At 76.1% G+C, this 25439-nt stretch carries 21 protein-coding genes; 8 read left to right on the top strand and 13 right to left on the bottom strand.

Translation table 11 applies throughout. From position 1 onward, the window contains the following. The first annotated feature begins 8 nt into the window (after positions 1–8). Positions 9–284 (top strand): UBP-type zinc finger domain-containing protein, encoded by a 276-nt coding sequence (locus tag HL054_RS10995; protein WP_369139027.1) that lies wholly within the window; start codon positions 9–11, stop codon positions 282–284. A 239-nt stretch (positions 285–523) separates the two neighbouring features. On the opposite strand, the gene larA is transcribed toward HL054_RS10995, so the two are convergent. After that, positions 524–1792, bottom strand: a complete 1269-nt coding sequence (gene larA / locus HL054_RS11000; protein ID WP_369139028.1) for a nickel-dependent lactate racemase — start codon at positions 1790–1792, stop codon at positions 524–526. Positions 1793–1909: 117 nt separating this feature from the next. Here larA and HL054_RS11005 point away from each other — a divergent pair, with 117 nt between their 5' ends. Further along, positions 1910–2281 (top strand): PaaI family thioesterase, encoded by a 372-nt coding sequence (locus HL054_RS11005; protein WP_369139029.1) that lies wholly within the window; start codon positions 1910–1912, stop codon positions 2279–2281. Between the two features lie 9 nt (positions 2282–2290). Here HL054_RS11005 and HL054_RS11010 read toward each other — a convergent pair whose 3' ends face one another. Then, positions 2291–3961, bottom strand: a complete 1671-nt coding sequence (locus HL054_RS11010) for a CocE/NonD family hydrolase (protein WP_369139030.1) — start codon at positions 3959–3961, stop codon at positions 2291–2293. Positions 3962–4029: 68 nt separating this feature from the next. Beyond that, on the bottom strand, positions 4030–4485 hold the full coding sequence (locus HL054_RS11015; RefSeq protein WP_369139031.1) for a hypothetical protein: 456 nt from the start codon (positions 4483–4485) through the stop codon (positions 4030–4032). Positions 4486–4700: 215 nt separating this feature from the next. Between HL054_RS11015 and HL054_RS11020 the strand changes: the two genes are divergently transcribed. The 5 genes from HL054_RS11020 to HL054_RS11040 all read left to right on the top strand — a co-directional run bounded on the left by HL054_RS11020 (position 4701) and on the right by HL054_RS11040 (position 13875). Beyond that, the gene (locus HL054_RS11020; RefSeq protein ID WP_369139032.1) at positions 4701–5498 is read left to right on the top strand and encodes a TetR/AcrR family transcriptional regulator; all 798 of its coding nucleotides are present in this window, start codon (positions 4701–4703) and stop codon (positions 5496–5498) included. Positions 5499–5671: 173 nt separating this feature from the next. After that, positions 5672–6511 carry a DUF2382 domain-containing protein gene (locus tag HL054_RS11025; RefSeq protein ID WP_369139033.1) on the top strand — a complete coding sequence of 280 codons (840 nt, stop codon included), beginning with the start codon at positions 5672–5674 and terminating at the stop codon, positions 6509–6511. A gap of 79 nt (positions 6512–6590) precedes the next feature. Continuing rightward, positions 6591–7250, top strand: coding sequence for a hypothetical protein (locus HL054_RS11030; RefSeq protein WP_369139034.1), 660 nt, complete (start codon positions 6591–6593; stop codon positions 7248–7250). Positions 7251–7438: 188 nt separating this feature from the next. Continuing rightward, complete coding sequence (locus HL054_RS11035; RefSeq protein WP_369139035.1) at positions 7439–7678, top strand: hypothetical protein; 240 nt, start codon at positions 7439–7441, stop codon at positions 7676–7678. Positions 7679–7824: 146 nt separating this feature from the next. Beyond that, positions 7825–13875 (top strand): DUF3320 domain-containing protein, encoded by a 6051-nt coding sequence (locus tag HL054_RS11040; protein WP_369139036.1) that lies wholly within the window; start codon positions 7825–7827, stop codon positions 13873–13875. 120 nt (positions 13876–13995) lie between these two features. Here the strand turns inward: HL054_RS11040 and HL054_RS11045 are convergent, their stop codons facing one another. Genes HL054_RS11045 through HL054_RS11065 form a run of 5 tightly spaced genes read right to left on the bottom strand, consistent with a single transcriptional unit; the run spans position 13996 to position 19033 of the window. Next, positions 13996–14904, bottom strand: a complete 909-nt coding sequence (locus HL054_RS11045) for a phosphotriesterase family protein (protein ID WP_369139038.1) — start codon at positions 14902–14904, stop codon at positions 13996–13998. Next, positions 14901–16094: a M20 family metallopeptidase gene (locus tag HL054_RS11050; protein ID WP_369139039.1), complete on the bottom strand. Its 1194-nt coding sequence runs from the start codon at positions 16092–16094 to the stop codon at positions 14901–14903. The genes HL054_RS11045 and HL054_RS11050 overlap by 4 nt, the downstream gene beginning before the upstream one ends. Then, complete coding sequence (locus HL054_RS11055) at positions 16084–17244, bottom strand: NAD(P)/FAD-dependent oxidoreductase (protein ID WP_369139040.1); 1161 nt, start codon at positions 17242–17244, stop codon at positions 16084–16086. The genes HL054_RS11050 and HL054_RS11055 overlap by 11 nt, the downstream gene beginning before the upstream one ends. Then, positions 17241–18653 (bottom strand): NAD(P)/FAD-dependent oxidoreductase, encoded by a 1413-nt coding sequence (locus tag HL054_RS11060; protein ID WP_369139041.1) that lies wholly within the window; start codon positions 18651–18653, stop codon positions 17241–17243. The genes HL054_RS11055 and HL054_RS11060 overlap by 4 nt, the downstream gene beginning before the upstream one ends. 17 nt (positions 18654–18670) lie before the next feature. Continuing rightward, a complete protein-coding gene (locus HL054_RS11065) occupies positions 18671–19033 on the bottom strand; it encodes a 2Fe-2S iron-sulfur cluster-binding protein (protein ID WP_369139043.1) in 363 nt (120 codons plus the stop codon). 75 nt (positions 19034–19108) lie between these two features. Here HL054_RS11065 and HL054_RS11070 point away from each other — a divergent pair, with 75 nt between their 5' ends. Beyond that, on the top strand, positions 19109–20137 hold the full coding sequence (locus HL054_RS11070) for a LacI family DNA-binding transcriptional regulator (protein WP_369139044.1): 1029 nt from the start codon (positions 19109–19111) through the stop codon (positions 20135–20137). On the opposite strand, the gene HL054_RS11075 is transcribed toward HL054_RS11070, so the two are convergent. From HL054_RS11075 to HL054_RS11095, 5 genes are all read right to left on the bottom strand, one after another. Beyond that, the gene (locus tag HL054_RS11075) at positions 20101–21012 is read right to left on the bottom strand and encodes an ATP-binding cassette domain-containing protein (RefSeq protein ID WP_369139045.1); all 912 of its coding nucleotides are present in this window, start codon (positions 21010–21012) and stop codon (positions 20101–20103) included. The two genes, HL054_RS11070 and HL054_RS11075, sit on opposite strands and share 37 nt — an antisense overlap. Beyond that, entirely contained in the window at positions 21009–21818 is an 810-nt protein-coding gene (locus HL054_RS11080; protein ID WP_369139046.1) for an ATP-binding cassette domain-containing protein, read from the bottom strand. The genes HL054_RS11075 and HL054_RS11080 overlap by 4 nt, the downstream gene beginning before the upstream one ends. Next, complete coding sequence (locus HL054_RS11085) at positions 21815–22750, bottom strand: ABC transporter permease (protein ID WP_369139047.1); 936 nt, start codon at positions 22748–22750, stop codon at positions 21815–21817. Before HL054_RS11085 ends, HL054_RS11080 begins: the two co-directional genes overlap by 4 nt. Next, on the bottom strand, positions 22747–23757 hold the full coding sequence (locus HL054_RS11090) for an ABC transporter permease (RefSeq protein WP_369139048.1): 1011 nt from the start codon (positions 23755–23757) through the stop codon (positions 22747–22749). The genes HL054_RS11085 and HL054_RS11090 overlap by 4 nt, the downstream gene beginning before the upstream one ends. Before the next feature lie 106 nt (positions 23758–23863). Continuing rightward, positions 23864–25429: an ABC transporter substrate-binding protein gene (locus HL054_RS11095; RefSeq protein ID WP_369139049.1), complete on the bottom strand. Its 1566-nt coding sequence runs from the start codon at positions 25427–25429 to the stop codon at positions 23864–23866. Between the last annotated feature and the right edge of the window lie 10 nt (positions 25430–25439).

A 25439-nucleotide genomic window follows, 5' to 3' on the forward strand; every position in this document is an offset into this window, starting at 1 on the left:
CCTGGGCGGTGGCCGAGGGGGCTGCCTGCGGCCACGCCGCGGACGCCCCGCCGTCGCCGGGCCCGGCGACGTCCTGCGTGGACTGCCTGCGGGTCGGTGGCCGGTGGGTCCACCTGCGGCGGTGCCTGACCTGCGACCACGTCGCGTGCTGCGACTCCTCGCCGCACCGGCACGCCGCCGGGCACGCCGCGGCGGCCGGCCACCCGGTGGCCGCCTCCGCCGAACCGCGCGAGCACTGGGCCTGGTGCTACCCCGACCAGGCCCTCCTGCTCCCCGCGCCCTAGCGCCCCGCCCGCGCTTTCGCGCGCCTTCCCACGCCCGCGCTCCCGCGCGCCTTCCCACGCGCCGCGGTTTCGCGCGCCGCGGTTTCGCGCGCCTTCCCACGCGCCGCGGTTTCGCGCGCCTTCCCACGCGCCGCGGTTTCGCGCGTCTTCCCACGCGCGGTTCTCACGCGTCTTCCCACGCGCGGTTTCGCGCGTCTTCCCACGCGGGGTTCGTGCGGTCGGGTGCGGCCGGTGGCGGGCTACGCCACGTACGGGATGGTCTGCGGGCCCTCGGGGAGGACGCACAGCCGCGCGCCGGGTCCGGCCTCCCCCATCGCCTCGGCCACCGTCGCGGCGATGTCCGTGGTCTGCTCCAGGTGCGCCTCGGCCAGCTGCGCGTCGCTGAGGTGGTCGGTGCGCATGACCACCCGGTGCGCGGACTGGATGCGCGCCTGGATCTGCACCTGCCACTGGTCGGGCACCGTCTGCTCGCGGGCGGAGATCAGCTCCAGCAGCGCCTCCGGGGAGGCGGCCGAGGTGAGCACCTCGCGGTAGGAGCCGTGGTCGGGGAAGCCGTCCTCGCAGGCCGCGGCGCAGACGATGAGCCCGCCGGGGCGGGTGACCTGGGCGGCGGCCGACATGCCCTTCACGGACTGGTAGAGGTTCTGGTCCAGCGGGAAGCCCGAGCCGGTGGTCACGACGACGTCGAACGGCGCGTCCACCGGGGCCATCGCCACCTCGCGGGCCCGCTCGATCGCCGTCGCGTGCATCTCCAGCACGTCGCCGCCGAACGCCGCGATGACCTCCTGCCGGGTGTTCAGCACGACGTCGAAGGCGTAGGTGACGCCGGTGGCCGCGGCGATGGCCCGGACGTCGTCGTGCACCGGGTTGCCCTGGGTGACGCCCCAGGTCGACCGCGGGTCACCGATCCGCTTCGCGTCGTGCAGCACCAGCACGGTGTCCAGGGCGGCGAGCCCGGGCGCCACCATCTTCGGCCCGCCGGAGAACCCGGCGAAGAAGTGCGGCTCGACGAAGCCGGTGGTCAGCCGGACGTCGGCGTCCACCCACTGCTCGTTGAGCCAGACCGGCACCCCGTCGCCGAAGGTGCCCACCCAGCGGTGCGTGTCACCGGCCCGGGAGTCGTGGTTGACGATCCGCACCGAGTCGACGACCTCGTCGCCGAACATGGCCCGCAGCTCGGCGTCGGTGTTGGCCCGGTGGGTGCCCGTGGCGACGAGCACGACGACGTCCTCGAGCGGCACGACGCCGTCGAGCTCCTCGAGCACCGCTGGGATCATCAGGTGCCGGGGCTGGGCGCGGGTGCCGTCGCAGGCGGAGATCGCGACCGTCTGGCCCTTCCGCACCCGCTCGCGCAGCGGCGGACCGGAGACCGGCTCGCGCAGCGCGCGGCGCAGTTCGGCCGGGACGTCGGGGGCGGCCGGGTGCTGCACGGGCGTGATCACCGCGGCGTCGTCGGGCAGGTCGACCGTCAGCCCCTCGCGGCCGTAGGCCAGCGTCACCTGCCGCACGGTGTCCTCCTCGACGTCGCGTGACCCATCAGACCACCCTGCGGTCGGCTCCGGGTGGCCGGGTCGGGATGTCGACCTGCGGGCATGTCGACATGCCGACCCGGGTAGCGGCAGCCGATGACGGACACCAGCTTCGTGGACACCCTCGGCGTGTCCAAGGACCTCCGTGCCCCCCGCCGCTCGCAAGCTCGCGACGGGCCCCTGCACGAAGGCCGAGACGAGGCCGGCACCGTGCACGGCGGGGTGCTGGCCACCCTCGCCGACACCGCGATGGGGCAGGCGGTGCGCAGCCGCACCGGCGAGGACGACGTCCCGGCGACCAGCCAGCTCACCGTCACCTACCTGCGCCCCGGGAAGCCGGGGCGGCTGGAGGTCACCGGGCGGGTGAGCAAGCAGGGCGAGCACCTCACCGTCTGCGAGGCCGACATCGAGCAGGACGGCCGCACGCTGGTGCACGCCGTCGCGACCTTCGCGGTGCTGCACACCTGAGCAGGCTCGTCAGCGCGGCCGCAGCACCGGCACCTGCAGGGCGGAGTCGTAGCGCCCGCCGGTGTGCACCACCGTGCGGCCGCGGTTGACCGTCTCCGCGTGCCGGGCGTAGGTGAGCGGCTCGGGGTAGCGCATCACGTCGCTGCCCTGCACGACCAGCAGCAGCTTCTCGCCCGCCTCGAAACGGGTGCCCGACGGCAGCACCTCGACGTCCAGCCGGGTCGGCCCGCCCTCCTCGAGAGGGAGCAGCCGCTGGTGCGCCAGCACCGGCAGGTACGCGGTCGAGCGCTCCGGGTCGAGCTCGCGGTGCGAGGCGCGCTGCCAGCCGACGGCGACCGGGCCGTCCTCGAACTGCCCGTAGTAGGGGAAGCCGACCTGCCGGCCGGCCGCGTCGAGCTTGAACACGGCGAGGAAGACGTCGACGTCCTCGGCGTCCTCGGCGGACACGTGCAGGACCGCGCGCATGTGCCCGACGAGTTCCACCGCCTCGGCGAAGGTGATCTCGAAGGTCGCCCGGCGCGGTGCCAGCCCGGAGCCCAGGCCGTCGTAGCCGACCTGCTCCTCGGCGGCGACCGGCTCCCAGCCCAGCGACCCGTCGCCGGCCCGCAGGTGCAGCCGCCGGTACTCGACGTCCTCGAGCGGCCACTGCTCCGCGTCCCGCCAGGTGCCCTGGTAGAACGACTCGCGCACCTCCGCGGTGACCCGCGGCCAGGAGTCCACGCCGGTGTCCTTGCCGAGCAGGAAGTGGTCGAAGAAGGCGCGCTGCCGCTCGACGTTCTCCGGCTCGTAGTAGTAGGCCCACTTCTTCCGGCCGTGCACGTCGAGCCACTTGTGCTCCGACGAGATCCGCCGGAAGCCCTCCAGCGTGCCCCGGCTGTGCAGCCCCTGGTCGGCCCAGCTGGCGACGACGAACGCCGGGACCCGGACAGCCTCCAGGTCGGGGACCTTGGACGCCCAGAAGTCGTCGAAGAAGGGGTGCTCGGCGGTCTCGGTCGCCAGGTCCTCGATCTCGGTGGTGCTGGCGCCCCACCGCTCCCAGATGTAGGGCCAGAACGACGTCTCCGGGATGCCGCCGTGCCGGGCGACCTCCCGGTAGGTGTCGTTCCACCCCTCCCACGGGTTGATCGCCGCCAGGTGCGGCGGGTTCAGCTCGGCGACCCGCCACTGCAGGCTGGCCAGGTAGGAGACGCCGGACAGCCCGACCTTCCCCGCGCTCCACGGCTGGGTGCCGGCCCACTCCACCAGGTCGGCGAAGGCCGCGCCCTCCTCGGCCGAGTGGTAGGTGGCCCGGCCCTCCGAGTACCAGGTGCCCGGGACGTCGGCCAGCACGAGGGCGTAGCCGTGCGGCAGCCAGTACTCCGGGTCCGGCGCCTCGAAGGTGGTGAGGTCCGACGTCCACTCCGGCCGCACCCCGCTGGCGGGGTAGATCTGGCCGATCGGCGCCGGGTTGTGCTTGCCGTAGGGCGACCAGCTGACCAGCGGCGCGGCCGGCACGTCGGTGTCGGGTCGGTACACGTCGACGTACAGCACCTCGCGGGCCGACCCGAACGGGACGGCGACGTCGCGCTCGATGACCATCCCGGGCCGCCGCTCCACCCGCGGCCGGGGCGGCTGACCGCCCCGCGACTCCGGCGTGCTCCGCGGCGGGCGGAACAGGTACTCGACGGGCTTCTCGGCCACGGGGCTCCTTCGACGGTCCGCGGAGCCGGCCAGCGGCGCGCGACGGTGGGTGTCGGAGGAGTCCTACCTCATGGCCGGCGGCCGGCCGCCTGGCGGGCTGCGGCGAGCTCCTCGTCGTCCAGGGCGGTGACGTCGCCGGCGCGGCGGGCGGTGGCCTGCTGCTCCAGCCAGCCGACGTGCCGCTCCCAGGCGGCGCGCGGGGAGGCACCCATGGCCCGCCCGATGGCGGTCCAGTCGGCGCCACCGCGCAGGGCGGCCCGGATGCCCAGCTGGCGGTGCTCGTGCGCCTTGCGCGCGACGACCTCACCGAGGGCGAGCAGCTCGAGCGCCTCGTCCACGTCCAGGGTGGTGGTGACGTCCTTGATCCGCATCCAGTCGTCGTCGTCGTCCGCGCCGTCGTCGGTCTGCTCGACGGCGACGTTGTCGCGGCGGCTCAGGAAGTCCAGCCGGGTCACGGCGGTCAGGAGCGAGAACTCGCTCTCCAGCACCTCGGGGGTGGTGGCGACCTCGGGCAGCATGGTCATGACCGTCAGTATCTCCGGATGTGTCCCTGATGTAACGCAACGTGAGGTTCCTCTCGCGCCATGCCGGATCGCGCTCGCCCACCGTGCCCGGGCGGGGACGCCCGGCGAGCAGCGGCGGGGGCGGGCGCCTACCTCACCCGGGGTAGGGGCTCAGGGCACCCTCACCACGTCCGGTGGACGGCGAGGACAGTGTGGGGTCACACGAAGGGTGGACCATGGCGACCACGAGCGACGACGCACGCGATCCAGACCTGGTGGCCGTCACCGACGGCCCGCAGGCGGCGCTCGAGCTGACCCGGCCCGCCGGCCTGGACCGGGACCGGATCCTGAAGGCCGCGATCGACTTCATCGACGACCAGGGGCTGGCCGCGCTGACCATGCGCCGGCTGGGCTCCTCCCTCGGCGTGGAGGCGATGGCGCTCTACCGCTACGTCCCCGGCCGCGAGGACCTGCTGGACGGCGTCGTGGAGCGGGTGGTCGAGACGCTGTTCGACAACGACGACGGCGACGACGTCTACATCGGCGAGCACAGCGGCTGGCAGGACTACCTGGTCCGGCTCGCCCACGGCATGCGGCGGATCGCCCTCGCGCACCCGGCGGTGTTCCCGCTCATCGCCAGCCGCCCGCCGGCGGCGCCGTGGGTGCGGCCGCCGCTGCGCAGCCTGCGGCTGGTCGAGTCCTTCCTCGGCACGCTCACCGAGGCCGGCTTCTCCGACCCGGCCGCCGTCGCCGCCTACCGGGCGTACTCCAGCTTCCTGCTGGGCCACCTGCTGCTGGAGGTCACCCAGATCGGCGCGCAGGTCAGCCTGCTCGACCAGCCCGAGGGCGACCCGGAGGCGCAGGCCAGGACCGACATGGGCGAGTACCCCAACCTCGACCGCACCGAGTCCCTGCTCGGGCAGGACAAGTCGGCGGCGGAGTTCGAGGAGTCGCTGGAGAACCTGCTCGACCGCCTCGAGCGGGTGCTGCACGAGGCGCAGAACAACGACGGCGAGGTCGGCGACCTCGCCTGACCCCCTCCCGGGGTCCCCGCGCCTCGCGGTGGCCACCGGGTGTTCGGCGAGCCGACCTCAGGAAAGCCGTTTACGGCGTAAACGGCAGGGCACAGAGGTGTCTGACGGACACGGCGCACCAGCGCTGGTCGTCCGCAGAGCACCCAGACCAGACCCCCCTGGAGGACATCCCCGTGATCAGCACGCAGGACATCAGCAACATCATCGGCAGCAACGCCGTGGACAACGACGGCGACAAGCTCGGCAAGGTCGGCCAGGTGTACCTCGACGACCAGACCGGCAACCCGGAGTGGGCCACGATCAGCACCGGTCTGTTCGGCACCTCGGAGACCTTCGTCCCGCTGACCGACGCCACCGTCAGCAGCGGCACCCTCCGCGTGCCCTACGAGAAGGCCAAGGTCAAGGACGCCCCCCGCGTCGACGCCGACTCCGGCCACCTCTCCCCCGCCGAGGAGGAGGAGCTCTACCGCTACTACGGCATCGGCACCGGCACCGCCGGCTACACCGACACCGACACCACCACCGGCACCGCCGGCTTCGTCGACACCGACCGCGACGGCACCAACCGGCACGGCACCGTGGGCCACGACACGTCCGGCCCCACCACGGACAACGCGATGACCCGCTCGGAGGAGCAGCTCCGCGTCGGCACCCAGCAGGTCGAGGCCGGCCGCGCCCGGCTGCGCAAGTACGTCGTCACCGAGAACGTGACGACGACCGTCCCGGTCTCCCACGAGGAGGTCCGGATCGAGCGCGAGCCGATCACCGACGCCAACATCGGCAACGCCCTCGACGGCCCGGCCATCTCCGAGGAGGAGCACGAGGTCGTCCTGCACGCCGAGCGCCCCGTCGTGGCCAAGGAGGCCGTCCCGGTCGAGCGCGTCCGGCTGGACACGCAGACCGTCACCGAGCAGGAGACGGTGACCGAGACGGTCCGCAAGGAGCAGATCGAGGCCGACACCGACGGCATCACCGGCACCAACGGCATCGCCGACGCCGACCGCCGCCGCTGATCTCCCCCTCTTGACCCGGTGCGGCCGGCGAGCGGCTGCTCGCCCGCCGGCCGCACCGCCCTCCACCCAGAAGGACGTCATGGCCACCAGCTCGACCCCGGAGTCCTCGAGCGCCACCGGCGCCCGGGAGACGACGTTCCGCAACAACACGGCCGGCGCCCGCGCCAGCAAGGGCGCGGCCCGTGACGCCGTGGACGCCCAGCACCAGCGCTTCGGCGGGATCAAGTGGGGCGCGGCATTCTTCGGCTGGCTGTCCGCCAACGGCCTGGCCGTCCTGCTCATCGCGGCGCTGTCCGCCGCCGGGGTGGCCCTGAGCCTGACCGACGTCGTCCCGTCGCCGGACCAGGCAGCCGACGCCGCGGCCGGCAACGCCGGTGGCATCGGCATCGGCGGCGGCATCGCGCTGCTCGTGGTGCTGTTCCTGGCCTACCTCGCCGGCGGCTACGTGGCCGGTCGGATGGCCCGCTTCGACGGCGCCCGGCAGGGCGTCGCCGTGTGGCTCGTCGGCCTGCTGGTGGTCGTGGCCCTCGCCGTGCTCGGCGCGGTGCTGGGGGCGGAGTACAACGTCCTGTCGCAGCTGAACCTGCCGCGCATCCCGATCGACGAGGGCACCGCCACCACCGCCGGGATCGTCGCGCTGGTCGCCGTCCTGCTGGTCACGCTGCTCGGCGCCGTCCTCGGCGGCAAGCTCGGCGAGCGGTTCCACCGCAAGGTCGACCGGGCGGGCTTCACCGCCTGACCGGTTGCACGGCCGAGCCGTGCCGTCACCGTGCGCCTGGGGGAAGGCGCACGGGGGCGGCACGGCTCTTGCACGTCCCCGTCGCTGTGGGTCCGACCGCTGTGACGGCTGGGGACGATGGGGCACCAGCACGGGCGCGGTGAGCGTGTTGCGCCGACCTTGCCCCCGCCGCCTCCCATGGTGGGGGCATGGGCTTTCCGTACCGCACGGCGCGCGCCGTGATGATGGTCGGGTCGCTGAGCGATCCCGCCGGCCAGACGGCCCGGCTCATCGGACCCGCGCACGCCACCCTGGGCCTGTCCGGCGTCCGCGGCCGCAAGGCCCTCTGCGGCGCCTACGTCGCCCGCGACGAGCAGGTCGCCTGGCCGCCGCAACCCGACGTCGGCGACGCGCTCTGCCCGGACTGCGACCAGCTCGCCCGGCTCTGACCCGGCTGCCCTGATCGGCGGGCCGGCAACCCGCCGCGACCGCCTCCCGGGCGGATCCCGCCACTCCCGGTCCCTGCTGTCCCAGCAGTCCCACCCGACCGCCCGGCCTGACGGGAACGGTCCGTCCGACCGGGTAGACAGGCTCCATGGGGAACGCCGCAGACCTGCAGTGGGCCACCGAGGGCCCGGTCCCGCCGCCGGCTCCGACCGTCGCGGTCGAGGTCACGGTGGCGCCGGTGGTGAGCTGGGCACTGGCCCGCACCGCCGTGCCGGTGGTCTCCCGGCTAACCCTGACCAGCGGTGACAGCGCCGTCCGCGGCGCCACCCTGCGGCTGACGGTGACCGACGCCGAGGGCGCCATCGGCGCCGGTGTCGAGCGGCTGGTCGACCTGGACGCCGGCCGGACGACGGTGCTCGACGACGTCGGCCTGGCGCTGGACCCCTCGGCGATGCTCCAGGTCGAGGAGCGCCGCCCGGGGTGGGTGCGGGTCGAGCTGGAGGCCGACGGCCGGCTGCTGGCCCAGCGCCGCGTCCCGGTGCACGTGCTGGCCGCCGACCAGTGGCTGGCCACCCCGCTGCCGCTCGCGCTGGAGCTGCTCGCCGCGCACGTCCAGCCCCGGCACCCCGCCGTCGGAGCGCTGCTGGCCGAGGCCGCCGAGCTCCTCGAGGAGGGCACCGGCAGCGCCGCCATGGCCGGGTACGCCGACGACGCCGAGCGCATCGACGAGGTGGCCGAGGCGCTGACCTGGGCCGTCCGCCGCCGCGGCGTCCGCGCCGCGGAGGCGCCTCCCAGCTGGGTCGAGGTGGGCCAGCGGGTCCGCACCCCCGGCGAGGTCCTGGACGGCCGGGTCGGCACCAGCCTGGACGTCGTGCTGACCCTGGCCGCCGCCTTCGAGCAGGCCGGCCTGCGCCCGCTGGTGTGGCTGGTCTCGGGGGGCCGCGAGAGCCGCGAGCACGCCTTCCTCGGCTACTGGCGGGAGGAGCGGACCGCGGAGACCGCGGCCACCACCGACGCCGCCGCCCTCGCCGACCTGGTCGCGCAGGGCGTCATGCGGCTGGTGGAGACGACGCTGCTCACCGACCGCGGCGACACCCGCACCGACCTGCACGGCCCCGCGGCCGCCTGGCTCTCCGGCGGCCCGTCCGCGGTCGTCGGCGTCACCGACGTGCACCGCGCCCGGCTCGACGGCGTGCTGCCGCTGCCCGTGCGCACCCGGGACGACGAGGGCGCCGTGCACGTCGTCGAGCCCGTCCCCGCAGCGCTCCCCGAGGACGTCGCTGCCGATGACGCCGAGGAGGGAGCCGCGGCCCCCGCAGAGGACGACGCGGACGGTGCGCGGCCGCCCGCCCGGGTGCAGCAGTGGAAGAACGCGCTGCTGGACCTCAGCCTGCGCAACCGGCTGATCAACTACACCGAGCGGGCCGGGCTGCCGCTGGTCGTCCCGCCGGACGCCCTGCCCGCGCTGGAGGACCTGGTCGGCAACGGCGCCACGCTCACCCTGCTGCCCGGTGACCGGCCGGTGGCGGAGCCCGGCGCCCGGTCGGCCCGCGACCTGCCGCCCCGGCAGCTCACCGACCTGCTGGCCGAGCACCGGTCGGTGCACGTCGACGTCCCGGCGGCCGGCTACCCGGCCCGGCTGCGCGGTCTGGCCCACCGGGCCCGCACCGTCGTCGAGGAGACCGGCGCGAACAACCTCTACCTGGCCCTGGGCAGCCTGTCCTGGGAGCTCGACGGCCGCGCGCTGCGCTCGCCGCTGGTGCTCGTGCCGGTCGTCCTCACCCCGTCGCGCGGCGGCGGCTACCGGCTGACCGCCGACGAGTCCGGTGCGGCCACGCCCAACTGGAGCCTGCTGGAGAAGCTGCGCCAGCTGCACGGCCTGACCGTGCCCGGCCTCGCCGCGATGGCCGCGGACGGCGCCGGCGTCGACCTGACCGCGGCGCTGCGCGCGGTGCGCGCCGTGCTGGCCGAGCACGAGCTGCCCTGGCGGGTGGAGCCGACCGCGGACCTGGCCGTGCTCCAGTTCTCCTCCTACGCGATGTGGCGGGACCTGGACGAGCACTGGCCGGAGTTCGCCGCCAACCCGCTGGTCGCGCACCTGCTCGGCTCACCCACCGAGCCGTTCGCCGACCCGGCGCCGGACACCGCCGGCGGCGTCGACCTCGACGAGCTGGCCGCCCGGTGCCCGGTGCCCGCCGACGCCTCGCAGCTGCGGGCGGTCGCCGAGGCCCTCGCCGGCCGGACGTTCGTGCTGGAGGGCCCGCCCGGCACCGGCAAGTCGCAGACCATCACCAACCTGCTCACCCGGGCCGTCGCCGAGGGCAAGCGGGTGCTGTTCGTCGCCGAGAAGCGCGCCGCCCTGGACGTCGTCGCCCGCCGGCTCGACGCCGTCGGCATGGGCCCGTTCGCCCTCGACCTGCACGACAAGGGCAGCCGGCCGGCCGTCGTCCGGGCGCAGGTCCGGGCGGCGCTGGAGCACGCCGTCGAGGTCGACGAGCAGGGGCTGGCCGCCGACGCCGAGGACCTCCGCTCGGCGTCCCGCAGCCTGGAGCGCTACGCCGAGCGGCTGCACGCACCGAGCCCGGCCGGGCTGTCCTACTACTCCGCCCGCACCGCGGTCCTGGCCGCCGGGGACGACGTCGACCCGCTGCCGGTCACCCCGTCCTTCGCCGGCCGCGCCGACGCCGACATGGTCACCGCCGTCCGCCGGGCGCTGGCACTGCTGCCCGACATCGCCGGCCTGGCCCGGCCCGCCGCCGGGCACGCCTGGGGCTTCCTGGACACCATCGACATCGACATCACCGCGGTGCAGCAGGCGGCGGTCGCCGTCGACACCGCGATCCGCGAGGTCCCCGGCGACGGCGGGCTGGCCGCCGCGGTCCGCGCCGCCCGGACCGTCGCCGACCTCGACGCGCTGGTGCACGTGCTCGCCGGCCCGCGGGTGGGGCTGGACGTGCTCGACGAGGTGCGCACCCACCGCTGGGCCGCGGCCACCACCGACGTGTCCGGCGAGGTCGCCGCGCTGGTGGGGGCGCCGCACCCGGCGTTCGAGGTGGTCACCCCCGAGGCGCTCGCGATGCCGCTGACCGACCTGGCCGCGCAGGTGGAGGCGGCCGGGTCCGCCGGCTGGTGGGCCCGGCGCGCGCAGCTCAAGGCGGTGCGCGAGCAGCTGGCCCCGGTGCTGCGGCCCGACGTCCTGCTGAAGACCGCCGACGTCCCGGCGCTGGTGGACGCGCTGGTCCGGGTGCAGGCCGCGGTGCGCGGCATCGCCGCCCGCGCGGCCACCGTGCCCGGCCTGCAGGTGCCGGCCGGCTGGAACCCGTTCCTGGACGGCGGCCGGTTCGTGCTGGACGCCGAGATGCGCTGGCTGCGCCGGGCCGCCGCCTCGGTCGACGGGACGACCGGTGTGCCCGGCGCGCTGCGCCGGTTCCTCGCCGCGGGCCCGGTCGCCGACCAGGCGAGCGCACGGACCGTCATCCGGCTGCGCGACGCCCTCAGCCACCTCCTCGAGGTCTGCGCCAGCGACGCCGAGCTGCTCACCGCCTGGTGCGGCGAGCACGGGCTGGTGCTGCGCTGGACGATGACCCGCCCCGAGCGCGGCGTGGAGTACGTGCACCCCATGTCGCTGCGCCGCTGGGTGAGCCTGCTGGACACCCTGGAGCCGCTCCGGCTCGCCGGGCTGACCGAGGCCCGCGAGCGGCTGCGCAACGGCCTGGTGCCCGCCGACGACGCCGTCCGGGCGTTCGACCGGGGGCTGGCCGAGGCGGCCGTCGCCGAGCGGTCGTCGGCCACCGGCCTGGGCGCCTTCGACGCCGGGCAGCACGAGCGCACGATCAACCGCTTCGCCGCCGCCTCCCGCGCCGTGCGGTCGCACCTGACCGCCGCGGTGCCGGCCGGCGTGCTCGCCGCCCGGTCGTTCGACCCGACCTCCGCCGACGGGCCGGTCGGGGCGCTGCAGCGCGAGCTGGGCAAGCAGCGCCGCGGGCTGGGCGTCCGCGGGCTCCTCGCCGCCCACGGCGACGTGATCACCGCCGTCCTGCCGTGCGTGTTGGTCAGCCCCGACTCGGTGGCCCGCTTCTTCCCGGCGACGGCCGGTCTGTTCGACCTGGTGGTGTTCGACGAGGCCTCGCAGATCAGGGTCGCCGACGCCGTCGGGGCGCTGGGCCGGGCCACCGCCGCGGTGGTCGTCGGCGACAGCCGGCAGCTGCCGCCGACGTCCTTCGGCGAGCCGGCCGGGCCGGACGACGACGCGCTCGCCGACGCCGCGGGCGCCGACGCCGCGCCGGACGAGGAGAGCATCCTGTCCGAGTGCGTGCAGGCGCGCGTGCCCCGGCAGTGGCTGTCCTGGCACTACCGCAGCCAGGACGAGTCGCTCATCGCCTTCAGCAACGCCCGGTACTACGAGCACCGGCTGTCCTCCTTCCCCGCGCCGGTGCACGGGCCCTCCTCGCCGGCGCCCGGGGGCCGCGGCGTCTCGCTGGTGCGGGTCGACGGCACCTTCGTGCGCTCCGGTCCGGGGCTGCGGACCAACCCGGTCGAGGCGCAGGCCGTCGTGGCCGAGGTGCTGCGCCGGTTCGCGTCGGCCGGCTCCGCGGTGCCCTCGATCGGCGTGGTCACCTTCAACGCCCCGCAGCGGACGCTGATCGAGACGCTGCTGCGCGACGCCGGCGACGAGCGGGTGACCGAGGCGCTGGACCGCACCGACGGCGAGGGGCTGTTCGTCAAGAACCTGGAGAACGTGCAGGGCGACGAGCGGGACGTCGTGCTGTTCTCCACCGGCTTCAGCCCCGACGGCTCCGGCCGGGTGCCGCTGCACCTGGGCCCGCTGAACCGCAGCGGCGGTGAGCGCCGGCTCAACGTGGCGGTCACCCGCGCGCGGCGGCAGGTGGTGGTGTTCAGCTCCTTCGACCCCGAGCAGCTGCACGCGGAGGAGACGGCGTCGGTGGGCGTCCGGCACCTGCGGGCCTACCTGGACATGGCGGCGCTCGGCTCCGACGCGCTGCCCCACCCCGCGCGGGCCACCGGTGGCCGCGACCGGCACCGGGACGAGATCGCCGCCGCACTCCGCGAGCGCGGGCTGGTCGTGCGCACCGACGTCGGGCTGTCGGACTTCCGCGTCGACCTGGCCGTCGCCCGCACCGAGGCGCCGGACGCACCGCTCATGGCCGTGCTGCTCGACGGCCCCGCCTGGGCCCGGCGGAAGACCGTCGGCGACCGGGACGGGCTGCCGGTGGAGGTGCTGGGCGAGCTGCTGCGCTGGCCCGCCGTCGAGCGGGTGTGGCTGCCGACCTGGCTCGCCGACCGGGACGACGTGCTGGACCGGCTGGTCGCGGCCGTGCAGGCGGTCACCCCGGTCGCGGACGGGCCGCGGTCGGAGCTCACGCTCGTGGCGCCGGAGCCGGAGTACGACGGCCCTCTCGCCGACGTCATCCCGTTGCGGCCGCACGCCGTCCAGCCGGAGCCGGAGGTCGAGGTGGAGCCCGAGGTCGAGCCCGAGGTCGAGCCCGAGGTCGAGCCCGTCGCCGAGGTCGAGCCCCAGCCCGCGCCTGAGCCCGAGCCCGTCGTCGCGACAGCGGCGGCCCGGCCGGCGCCGGCCAAGCCCGCGGTGCCGGCGGCGGCCAAGCCCGCGGTGCCGGCGGCGACGCCGCTGGACGAGGAGCTGCCCTTCTTCCCCTGGGCCCCGAAGCCCGCCGGGGAGAAGAAGCAGCTGGACCAGCTCGCCGACCCCGCCGTCGCCCGGGTGGTGCGCCGGGTGCTGGCCGCCGGGCTCAAGGCCGAGGGCCCGGTGCACCGCGACCGGCTCGCCCGGCTGACCGCGGGCGCCTTCGGCTGGACCCGGGTCACCGAGGCCCGCCGCGACGCGCTGCTGGCCCTGCTGCCCCGGACCGCCGTCACCCACGGCGACGTCGTGTGGCCGGCCGGCCTGGACCGGGAGAGCTGGACGTTCTTCCGGCGCCAGACCAGCAGCACCGACCGGCCGCTGGAGCACGTCGCGCCGGAGGAGGTCGGCAACGCCATGGCCGCCCTCTGCCGGGCCGGCGGCGGGCTCCAGCGGGAGGAGCTCCACCGCCGCACCGCCGAGGTCTTCGGCCACCGCCGCCGCACCCCCGCGCTGCTCCCCCTGCTGGACGCCGCGTTCACCGCCGCCGTCGCGCGCGGCCGCCTCACCGAGCAGCCGGACGGCCTCGTCACCGCCTGACCCGCCGCCCCCGGAGACGTACCCGCACGAGTAGAGCCCTGCCCACACCTGTGGGCAGGGCTCTACTCGTGCGGGACCCCTTCCCCGGCCGGCACGCCGGGCGCGGCCTCGACCGGGGCGTCAGTGCGCGAGGGCGCGGGCGGGGTTGTCCACGGTGAGGACGTCGAACTCCTCCGCGGTCAGCCCCAGGGACAGCAGCTCGGCGCGGAAGCCGGTGAGCACGTGCGCGTAGCCGGGCCCGCCGAAGGCGACCAGGTCGCTGCGGAAGCAGCGGTCGCTGGACACCAGCAGCCGGTGCAGCCACCCCTCCTGCACCAGGCCGACCAGCGCCCGGGCGCGGCGCGCGTCCGGGTTCATGTGCGGCCGGCCGGCGGTGTCGAACTGCACCCACGCCCCGCGGCGGAGCAGCTCGCGGTGGTAGCCGGCGTCGAGGTGGCTGTCCGCGTGCCCGACCACCACCTGCTCCGGTGCCAGGTCCTCCTCGGCCAGCACGTCGAGCTGGGCCAGGCCCACCGGGTGCATCGAGGCGTGCGTGGTCACGGTCGCCCCGGTCGCCCGCCCGGCCCGCGCGGCCGCCCGCAGCACCCGCTCCTCGACGCCGGTCAGGAAACCGGCGTCGCAGCCGATCTCGCCGATCACCCCCGCGCGCACGCCGTCGACGCCCTCGGTGAGCTCCTGCACCATCGCCTCGGCCAGCGCAGCGGTCGGCGTCCGGTCCAGGTGCCCGGGGTAGAACGCCCCGCGGTACCAGCCGGTCCCCATCACCACGTGCACCCCGCTGCGCCGGCTGATCTCGGCCAGCTTCGCCGGGTCCCGGCCCAGGTCGGGCGGGGTCACCTCGACGACCGCGGCGCCCCCGGCGGCCCGGAACAGCAGCAGCTCGTCGACGGCCAGCTCGACCTCGTTGAGCACGTGGTCCAGGTCGCCGGTCAGCGGGGTGAAGTCGCACACCAGGTGCTCGTGCGGCAGGCAGCGGCCGAGCTCCGCCGGAGCCACCGGACCGAGCACGGTCACCACGGTCCCGGTCATGCCGGACCGGCGCAGAGCACGTCGGTGAGCACCTCGATGCTCTGCTCCAGCGAGGGCAGGTCGACCCACTCCCCCGGTCCGTAGAACCCGCCGGCCAGCGCACCGAAGCCGACGGCGGGCACGCCCAGGCACCGGATCGGGAAGCGGATGTCGCTGGCGCTGTGCCAGCGGTAGTCCCCCGGCACCGCCCCGGTGCGCCGGGCGAGCACCGCGGCGACCTGCTCGGCGAACGGGCTCCCGGCGCAGTCGGCCGGGTTGGCCCGGACGCCGACCGGCGTCACCTCCAGCGGGTGCGCGGCCGGCCACCCGGTCCGCTCCTCCGCCGCGGCCAGCCTGTCCCGCAGCTCGTCGACGACCTGCTCGACCGTGCCGGCGGAGAACCAGCAGGCCACGTCCAGCTCGGCGGCGCCGGGCACCTCGTAGGGGGCGCCGCCGGCCCGCAGCCCGACCACGCCCCACACCCGGTCCCCCGTCGGCCAGCCGGCCACCGCGGTGGCCAGCCGGGCGGCGCGGACGGCCGCGTTGACCCCCGCCGTGGGGTCGGCGCTGACCGGGGTCCGCTCCTCGACCGGCGGCGGGGTGCGCCCCGGCACCCGCACCCGGCACTGCACGATGCCCCGGGAGGCGACCTTGAGGTGACCGAGCCCGGCACCGCTCTCCGCCGGGTGGCTGTAGACGGCCGCCTGCGCGCCGGCGGCCGCGGCGACGCCGGGCAGCGTGCCCAGGGCGCCACCCTGCTTGCCGGCGCCCAGCACCAGCCGCGGCCGCCAGCCCGGCCGGCCGCGGCGCTGCCACCGGTCGACGGCGGCGAGCACGGCGACCACACCGGCCTTGTCGTCGGCGACCCCCAGCCCGACCGCCCGCGCGCCGTCGACCTGCAGGTCGAGCGGGTCGGTCTGCCAGCCGGGGTGCACCGGCTCGGTGTCGGTGTGGGCGAAGAGGACCAGCTCGGGCTGGTCGCCCGGGAAGCCGGCGAGCAGCACCGGCGGCTGCGGCCCGTCCACCGCGGACGGCGGCGAGTACTCCGGTGAGTCCTGCGCGGTCCCCGGGCCCACCGGCAGCAGCGTCACCTCCCCGCCCAGCGCGGTCACCTCGGCGGCCAGCAGGTCGACCACCGTGCTCGGCGTCCCGGTGGTGCTCGGGCACGCGACGAGGCGGCGCAGCAGGTCCAGCTGGTGGTCAGGCGACACGTCCGGCTCCTCCGGTCATCAGGCGGTCGACGCCGAGGTCGGCGACCTCGACCTGCGGCGCCCGGCCGAGGACGAGGTCGCGCAGCACCCGGCCCCACAGCGGGGCGAAGGTGAACGCGTACGTGCCGCCGGCCAGGAACAGCCCCGGGCACCCGGGCACCTCACCGACCACCGGCATCTCGTCCGGGGTGGCGGCCAGCGGCCCGGCCCAGGCCCGCAGCAGGGCGACGTCGGAGAGGAACGGCAGCAGCCGGACCGCCTGGGCGACGTTGCCGAGCACCGACCGCACGCTCACCGGCGACCGGCCGTCGGGCTCCAGCCGGGCGGCCGGCCAGCCACCGCCGATCAGCACCTGGCCGGCCTGCACCTGCTTGACCGACAGCCCCTCGCTCATGTGCTGCACCAGGTGCGGCAGCACCGGTGGCAGCCGCACGGTCACGTGCATCTGGATCGCCACCGGGCTGGCCGCCACCTCGGCACCAGCCAGCCTGACGACCTGCTGGATCCACGGTCCCGCGGTGACCACGACCGCACCGGCGCTCCACCTGCCGTCCGCGGTGTCCACGTCCCAGCCCGCCCGGGAGGCCCGCAGGCCGGTGACCGCGGCGTCCTCCAGCACCCGCACGCCGGCCCGCCGGGCCGCCGCCAGGTACGCCGGGGTGACCTTGAGCGGGTTGGCGTACCCGTCGTCGGCGCACCAGGTCGCCGCCCGGACGGTGGGCCCGAGCAGCGGCAGCATCGACCGCGCGGCCTCCCCGTCGAGCAGCTCGGTGCGGATGCCGTGGGCCGCCTCGTGGCCCAGCTTGGCCCGCAGCTCCGCCTCGTCGGCGGCGCTCTCGGCCACCATCAGCCCGCCGCTGCGGCGCAGCTCGACGTCGGCGTCCAGCTCGGCCGGGACGTCGGTCCACAGCCGGGACGCCGCCGCCTGCAGCGGCAGGAAGCGCACGTTGTCCAGCGGCACCTGCTGCCCTGGCCGGCGCGTGTGCACGGCCTGGATGTGCAGGTTGCCCGCCGTCGTCCCGGACCCCTCCCGGTTCGCCGAGCCCCGCTCCAGGACGACGACCGACCGGTCGGCCGTGGCCAGCGCGTGCGCGGTCGCCGCACCCAGGATCCCGGCGCCGACCACGACGACGTCCGCCGTGCCGCTCACCGCCCGGTCCGCCCGGCCACCGGCGTGGGCCCCGCCCCGGACCCGGGCACCGCGGAGTCGGCCGGCCCGTGCGGGGGTTCGAGCCGCGGCAGCGCCCGGCCGGCGGCGGCCAGCACACCCAGCGGCACCGGGCGCACCGGCATCCGCGCGGGGAAGGCCGCCGGCCGCCCGTCGAGCAGCCCGAGCTGGGCCAGCGCCGGCAGGCACTGCCGCCCCTGGCAGGGGCCCATGCCGGCCCGGGTGAGGCCCTTGACCGCGTCCGGGTCGGCCGTCCCGGCGCCCACGACCTCGGCGACGGTGACCGCCTCGCACCGGCACAGCACCGCGTTCCCGGCCGGCCGCGGCGGGGGGTCGACCGCGAACCGCGCCCTCGTCCAGTCCGCCGCCCGGCGTTCCGCGCGCACCGCCCGCGCGGCGCGGGCCGCACCGGCCGCGGGGACGTCGAGCCCCAGCCGGCGCGCCGCGGTGACGGCCACCTGCGCACCGCGGGCGGTGGCCAGGCCGACCCCGCCGATGCCGGCGACCTCCCCGGCGACCAGGACGTCGGGGCGGCTGGTGCCGCCGTCGTCGTCGGCGCGGACCAGCCGGGCACCGCTGACCGGGTCCAGCGCGGTGGCGCAGCCGAGCAGCCCGGCGAGCTCGGTGCTGGGCCGGAAGCCCCAGCCCAGCGCCAGCGCGTCGACCTGCTCGCGGTGCTCGCCGCGCGGGCCGGTGACCGTCACCGCCTCGACCCGGTCGGTGCCGTGCACGGCCAGCACCCGCCGGCCCTGGCGCACCGGCACGCCGGCCGCGGCCAGCCGGGCCCGGTAGCCGGCGAACTGCAGCACCCGGGCGGGGTGCCGGACGGCCCCGAGGGCGCCGGCGTCCACCCGGTAGGGCCGGCCGGCCTCCAGCACGCCGGCCACCTCCACGCCGACGTCCAGCAGCGCCACCGCCACCGGCAGCAGGAACGGCCCGCTGCCGGCCACCAGCACCCGGCGGCCGACGGCGACCCGGTCGATGGTCGCCAGGTGCAGCGCGAAGCCCGGGGTGACCACACCGGGCAGCTCCCAGCCGGGCACCGGCAGCACCCGCTCGTGGGCGCCGGTGGCCAGCACCACCAGCCGCGCGGTCACCTCGCCGGGCTCGCCGGCCCGGTCGGTGAGCAGCGTCCGCCCGTCGTCGGCCACGCCCCACACCAGGGTCCGCGACCGCACGTCCACCCCCGCGGCGTGCACCTGCGCGGCCAGCGCCGTGCCGCGGCGGCGCAGGTCGCCGGCCTGGGCGAGCACCGCCCCCGACCGCCGCTTGTAGTACTGCCCGCCCAGCTGCGCGGACTCGTCGACCAGCACGGTGCGGGCGCCGGCCCCGGCGAGGTCCCGCGCGGCGACCATCCCGGCCGGCCCGCCGCCCACGACGACCACGTCCACGGCACTCCCGACAGCCGTCACCGGGACCGCTCCCGTCCGGCCGCGGTGGTCACCTGCAGGCCGTCCTCGACCTCGGTGCCGCACGCCCGCACCGCACCCCGGCCCGCGACCGTGACCACGCACGCCTGGCAGGTGCCCATGCCGCAGATCCCGGCCTCCGGGCGGCCGGTCACCGGGTGGAGCCGCTGGCTCCACGCACCGGCGGCCACCAGCGCGGCGAGCAGGCTCTGCCCCGAGGTCGCCGGCACCGGCCGGCCGTCCACCTCGAGCGCGACGTCGGGCACCAGCGCGGTCGCCCGCGCGCCGCGCAGCGACCAGCGCCGCCGGGTCGGCGCGGGCGGGGGACCGTGCCGGTCCGCGGCCGGACGGGAGCCAGACATGCGGGGTCCTCCTGGAGGGGTGGTGCGGTCGGTCGGAGTGGGGTCGACGTCGACGGCGGGCGGTAGCGTCTGGGTGTGGCCGCGGTGACCCTCAGTGCCGTCGCGCAGCTCGCCGGGGTGTCGATCAGCACGGCGAGCCGGGCGCTGACCGGGCACCCGAGCGTGCTGCCCGACACCCGGGAACGGGTGCAGGCCGCGGCCGGGGCGCTGCGCTACCACCCGAACCGGATGGCCAAGGCGCTGCGCACCCGGCGGACCGGGCTGCTCGGGCTGGTGGTCAACAACCTGTGGAACGGCACCTTCTCCACGATCGCCGAGACCGTGCAGGCCTGGGGCGCCACGGCGGGCTACCAGGTGCTGGTGTGCAGCACCGGCGGCGACCCGGCGCGCGAGGCGGCGTTCCTGGGCACGGTGGCCGAGCACCAGTTCGACGGGGTGGTGATCGCCGGCTCCGGCGGCAACGCCGACCGGGTGAACCGGCTGCTGGAGAACGGCACGGCCGTGGTGACGATGAACCGCGAGGTCGCCGGGGGGCACGCGCCGGCGGTCATGCCGGCCTACGACCTGGCGGCCCGGCTGGCCGTGGAGCACCTGCTCGGGCTGGGGCACACCCGGATCGGCGTCGTCGGCGGCCTGGACCGCTTCACCTCCGGCCGGCAGCACCACCTGGGCTACGTCGAGGCGCTCGGCGCGGCCGGGCTCCCGGTCGACCCGGCCCTGGTCCGCCGCGGCCCGTTCACCCAGGACTTCGGCCGGACGGCGGCCGGCGAGCTGCTGGACCTGCCGGTGCCCCCGACCGCGCTGCTGGTGAGCAACCACGAGGCGTCCTTCGGCGTGCTCGCCGTGCTCAGCGAGCGGGGCGTGGACCTGCCGGGCCGGCTGTCGCTGCTGCTCACCGAGGACGAGCCGTTCTTCGCCTGGTGGAACCCGCCGCTGAGCGTCGTCGACACCCGGGCGGCGTACATGGCCTCGACCGCCGTCCGGCTGCTGACCGACCAGCTGCGGGACGGCCCGCGGGCCGTGCCCGACCCGGCCGCCGCCGGCGAGCTCGTGCAGCCGGTGCTCGTTCACCGGTCCTCCACCGGTCCTCCCGCGGCCGGCTGAGCCGCCTGCGCGGCGGCCCGGGCCGCCGCCCGCCGAGCGCGCTCGCGGGGCGGGTCGGGGACGGGGACCGCGGCCAGCAGCGACCGGGTGTAGTCCTGGGTCGGCCGCAGGTAGACGGCGTCCCGGCTGCCGCTCTCGACCACCCGGCCGTCGTGCATGACCGCGACCCGGCTGCACAGCGACCGGACCACCGCCAGGTCGTGGGCGATGAACAGGACGGCGAGGTCGTGGCGCCGCTGGGTCTCCCGCAGCAGCTGGACCACCTGCGCCTGCACCGAGACGTCCAGCGCGGAGACCGGCTCGTCGCAGATCAGCGCGGCCGGTCGCAGCACCAGCGCCCGGGCGATGGCGATCCGCTGCCGCTGCCCGCCGGAGAACGCCCGCGGGTGCCGGTCCAGCACGTCGGCGTCCAGGCCCACCTCGGCCAGCGCGGTGACCGAGCGCTCCCGCCGGCCGGCCCGGTCCAGGCCGCGCTCGTGCACGACCAGACCCTCGCCGACGATCTCCTCGACCGTCATCCGCGGGTTGAGGCTCGAGTAGGGGTCCTGGAACACCATCTGGACGTCGCGGCGGTACGCCCGCAACCGGTCCCCGCGCAGCCCGGCGACGTCCTCGCCGCGATAGCGGACCGTCCCGGCCTCCGGCCGCAGCAGCCGGACCAGCGTGCGGGCCAGCGTCGACTTCCCCGAGCCGGACTCCCCCACCACGCCGACGACCTCGCCGGCGGACAGCTCCAGGGACACGTCGTCCACGGCCCGGCGGGACGGCGTCCCGGAGGCGGCCGGGTGGGAGTAGCAGACCCCCTCGGCAGCCAGCAGCGGCGCGGTCACGCCGTCGCCGGTCACGCCGTCGCCGGTCACGCCGTCGCCGGTCACGACGTCGTCCCCGGGAGGTCGGCGTCGATCCGCGGCACCGCGGCCAGCAGCTGGGCGGTGTAGTCGGCCTGCGGGGCGGCGAACAGCTGGTCCACCCCCGCCGTCTCCACCAGCCGGCCCGAGCGCATCACCGCGACGCGCTCGGCGAAGCCGGCGACGATCCCCAGGTCGTGGGTGATCAGCAGCACCGCGGTCCCCCGTTCCCGGGTCAGGTCGTCGAGCAGGGTGAGCACCTGCTCCTGCACGCGCACGTCCAGCGCCGTCGTCGGCTCGTCGGCGATGAGCAGCCGCGGTCCCGCGACGATCGCCATCGCGATGCCCACCCGCTGCCGCATCCCGCCGGACAGCTGGTGCGGGTAGCCGTCGCCGCGGGGCAGCCGGCCGAGCACCCCCAGCCGGTCGAGCACCTCGCGGGCCCGCAGCCGGGCGGCCCGCCGGCCCTCGCCGTGGACGACGAGCACCTCGGCCACCTGGTCGACGACCCGGACCACCGGGTCCAGCGCGGTCAGCGGGTCCTGGAACACCATGCCCACCTCGGCGCCGCGCACCCGGCGCAGGTCCCGGGGCCGCATGCCCAGCAGCTCCCGGCCGTCCAGCCGGATCGAGCCGCCGAGCCGGGCCTCGGTCATCAGCTGGAGCACGGCGGCCGCGGTCACCGACTTCCCGGACCCGGACTCGCCCACCAGCGCCACCCGTTCGCCCGCGGCCAGGGTCAGGTCGAGGCCGTGCACGACGCGGCGCAGCTCGCCGTCGGCACCGGGCAGGTCGACGGTCAGGCCGGCGATCTCCAGCAGCGGCCCGCTCATCGCCGGTTCCGCAGCGTCGGGTCCAGCCGGGTGCGCAGCGCGTCGCCGAGCAGCTGCGCGGCGACCGCGGTCACCGCGATCGCCAGGCCCGGCACGACGACGATCCACCACGCGGTCACCACGTAGGACCGCCCGTCGGCGACCATGGCGCCCCACTCGGCCGACGGCACCTGGGCCCCGACCCCGATGAAGGACAACCCGGAGATGACCAGGATGACCGCCGCGACGTCGACGGTGGTCTGCACCAGCAGGGTGTCGCCGATGCTGGGCAGCAGGTGCCGGCGCACCAGCCGCGCCCGGGAGACGCCCAGCACCCGCGCCGCCGCGACGTACTCCAGCTGCAGCGTGTCCCGGACGACCGAGCGGACCAGCCGCGCGTACCCCGGCCACCAGGTCACCGCCAGCGCGATCACCGCCGAGGACAGCGACGGCCCGAGCACCGCGGCCACCCCGAGGGCGAGCACCAGCGACGGCACGGAGAGGAAGACGTCGCAGATGCGCATCAGCACCTCGTCGACCCACCGCGGCCCGGACGCGGCGGCCAGCCCGATCGCCGTGCCGACCAGCGCGGCCACCGCGATCACCAGCAGCGTCGACAGGACCGTCTCCCGCCCGCCGGTGAGCACCCGGGACAGCACGTCGCGCCCCTCGGCGTCGGTACCGAACAGGTGGCCGCCCGTGCCCGGTGCCTGCAGCCCCGCCGTGACGTCGACGCGGTAGGGGTCCGCGGGCGCCAGCCAGGGGCCGACCAGGGTGACCAGCACGACCAGCCCGACGACCACCGCGGCGCCGACCTCGACCACCCGGGCGGCGAGCGAGCGGCGGCCCCGGCGGGCGGTGGGCACCGCGGCCGGGCCGGCCGCGGCCGGGACCGCGCCGACGCCGGCCGCCGGCCCGGACGGCACCCCGGGGGACAGCTCGGGCGCGCTCACCGGGCCGCCGTCCGGAGCCGGGGGTTGAGCCACAGCTGCAGCAGGTCCACGACCAGGCTGGCGATGCAGAAGACCACTCCCACCACGAGGACGACGCCGATGACGGCGAAGGTGTCGGTCTGGACGACGGCCGCGGTCGCGTAGGACCCGATGCCCTGCCGGGCGAAGATCGACTCGACCAGCACGGTGGAGCCGAGCATCCAGCCCAGCTGGAGCCCGACGATCGTCGTCGTCGGGATGAGCGCGTTGCGCAGGCCGTGCCGGACGACGACCCGCAGCGGCGAGGCGCCCTTGGCCCGGACGACGGTGATCGACTCGGCCTCCAGGACGCCGATGAGCGTGGAGCGCAGCGTGCGGGTGACCACCGCGATGAACGGTGCGGCGAGCACGACGGCCGGCAGCACCAGGTGCTGCAGCGCGTTGCCGAACGCCGCGGGGTCGCCGGCCAGCAGCGCGTCGACGGTCCGGGCGCCGGTCACCGTCGGCACCCGGTGCTCGCGGTCCAGCTGACCGGAGATCGGCAGCAGCCCCCACCGGGCGCCGACCAGGAACTGCAGCACCAGGCCGAGCCAGAAGACCGGCACCGCGTTGCCGAGGATCGCCACCAGCCGGGCGACCAGGTCGCCGAGCCGGCCGCGGTGCACCGCGGCGAGCACGCCGAGGGGCAGCGCGACCACCAGGTTGACCAGCATCGCGGCGACGACCAGCTCGATCGAGGAGGGCGCCACGTCGGCCAGGTCGGAGGTGATCGGCTGGGTGGTGAACACCGAGGTGCCGAGGTCGCCGTGCAGCAGCCGGCCCAGGTACAGCACGTACTGCACCGGCAGCGGCTCGTCCAGGCCGAGCCGCTCCCGCACCGCCTCGATCTGGGCGGCGCTGGCGTTGCGGCCGGCGGCGGTCCGGGCGGCGTCCCCGGGGAGGAGCTGGATGAGCAGGAACACCAGCGTCGCGAGACCCCAGAGGACGACCAGGGTCAGCCCGAGACGGCGGAGCACGAAGCGGAGCAAGGACCACCTCCTGGCGGGCGGGGACCCGGGCGAGCCGGGTCCGGTCGGGTCGGGCCGGGGTGCCGGCGCGCGGTCGGCGCCGGCACCCCCTCGCGCGGGTGGCGGGTCAGGAGACCTTGATCGAGTAGACGTCGACCGTGCTGGTGTGGGCCGCCCGGTAGCCGAAGTCCTCCAGGCCCGAGCGCATCACCGCGACCGCCTTGGGGTCGGCGACGTTGATGGCGACCATGTCGGCCTCGATCTGCTCCTGCACCTGGGTGTAGAGGTCGCACCGCTCGGCGTCGTCGGTGCTCGCCCCGGCCTGCGCGAGCAGCGCGTCGACCTGCGGGTTGGAGTACCCGGAGAAGTTCTGCCCGCCGATGCTGGCGGTGGCGAAGCCCGGGTACAGCAGCGCGGCGGCGTCCGGGAAGGCCGGGAAGGCGTAGATCACGCCGATGTCGGGACGGGTGGCCCCGGTCGCGGCCTCCTCGGCGTAGTCCGGGTAGGTGACGCTGGTCAGGTCCAGCGTCACGCCGATGTCCCGCAGCGAGGACTGCAGCGAGGCCGCGGCGCGGTCCATCTCCTCGATGGCGGACAGGTAGTGCAGCTCCAGCTGGGTGACCCCGGCCTCGGCGAACAGCTGCTCGGCCCGGTCGAGGTCCTGCTCGCCGGCCGGGATGTCGGCGTGGCAGCTCATCGCGATCGGCAGCGGGCCCTGGGCGATCTCGCCGTTGCCGGCCAGGATCGAGTCCACGTGCGCCGGGTAGTCGTAGGCCAGCCGCAGCGCCTCCCGCACCCGCGGGTCGGTGGTCGGGCCCTCCTCCATGTCGAAGTACATGTAGAGCTGCACGAGGGTGTCGGCCTTGTCGACGACGAAGCCGTCGTCGGACTCGAAGGAGGCCAGGTCGGCGGTGGCGATGTCCATCGCGATGTCGACGTCGCCGGCCCGGAGCTCGTCGCGCTGGGTGCCGGACTCGGGCAGGTAGCTGATCACCACCTCCTCGGCCTGGCCGTCGAAGCCCTGCCAGTAGTCGGCGTACTGGGCGAAGACCGCCTCCTGGTTGGAGGTGTAGCTCTCCAGCGTGTACGGGCCGCTGCCCGCCTCGTGGGTGGCCAGCCAGCTCTGCCCGTCGTCGTCGCCGGCGTTCTCCTCGACCAGCGCGGAGTTCAGCACGTAGACCCGGGACAGCGCCGGCACCATCGTCGCGTCCGGCGCGGTCAGGTTGATGGTCAGCTCGGTGTCGCTGGTGACGTCGGTGGAGTCGTAGGAGGTCAGGTTGGAGTTCACGCCCAGGCCCAGCCGCTTGACCCGGTCCAGGGTGTACGCGACGTCGGTGGCGGTGAGCGGCGCGCCGTCGTGGAAGGTGACGTCGTCCCGCAGGGTCACCGCGATCGACAGGCCGTCGTCGGCGACCGTGACGTCGGTGGCCAGCTCGTTGTAGAGCTCGTTGGCCGCGTCGTAGTCCACCAGGGTGTCGTAGAGCGGCAGCACCACCTCGTCGACGGTGGAGTTGTCCGCCTGGACGGGGTCGAAGGTGGCCGGCGGCTCGTTCTGCGCGATGACCAGCGAGGAGCCGGAGGCGGAGCCGCCGCCGGAGCCCCCGTCGTCCCCGCCGCCGCACGCGGCGGTCAGCAGGACGGCGGCCAGGCCGAGGGCGGCGGCGCTGCGGCGCCGGCTGCGGGGAAGGGTCACGGGGACTCCA

This window comes from Modestobacter versicolor (genome assembly GCF_041028285.1).
GTDB classification, from domain to species: domain Bacteria; phylum Actinomycetota; class Actinomycetes; order Mycobacteriales; family Geodermatophilaceae; genus Modestobacter; species Modestobacter versicolor_A.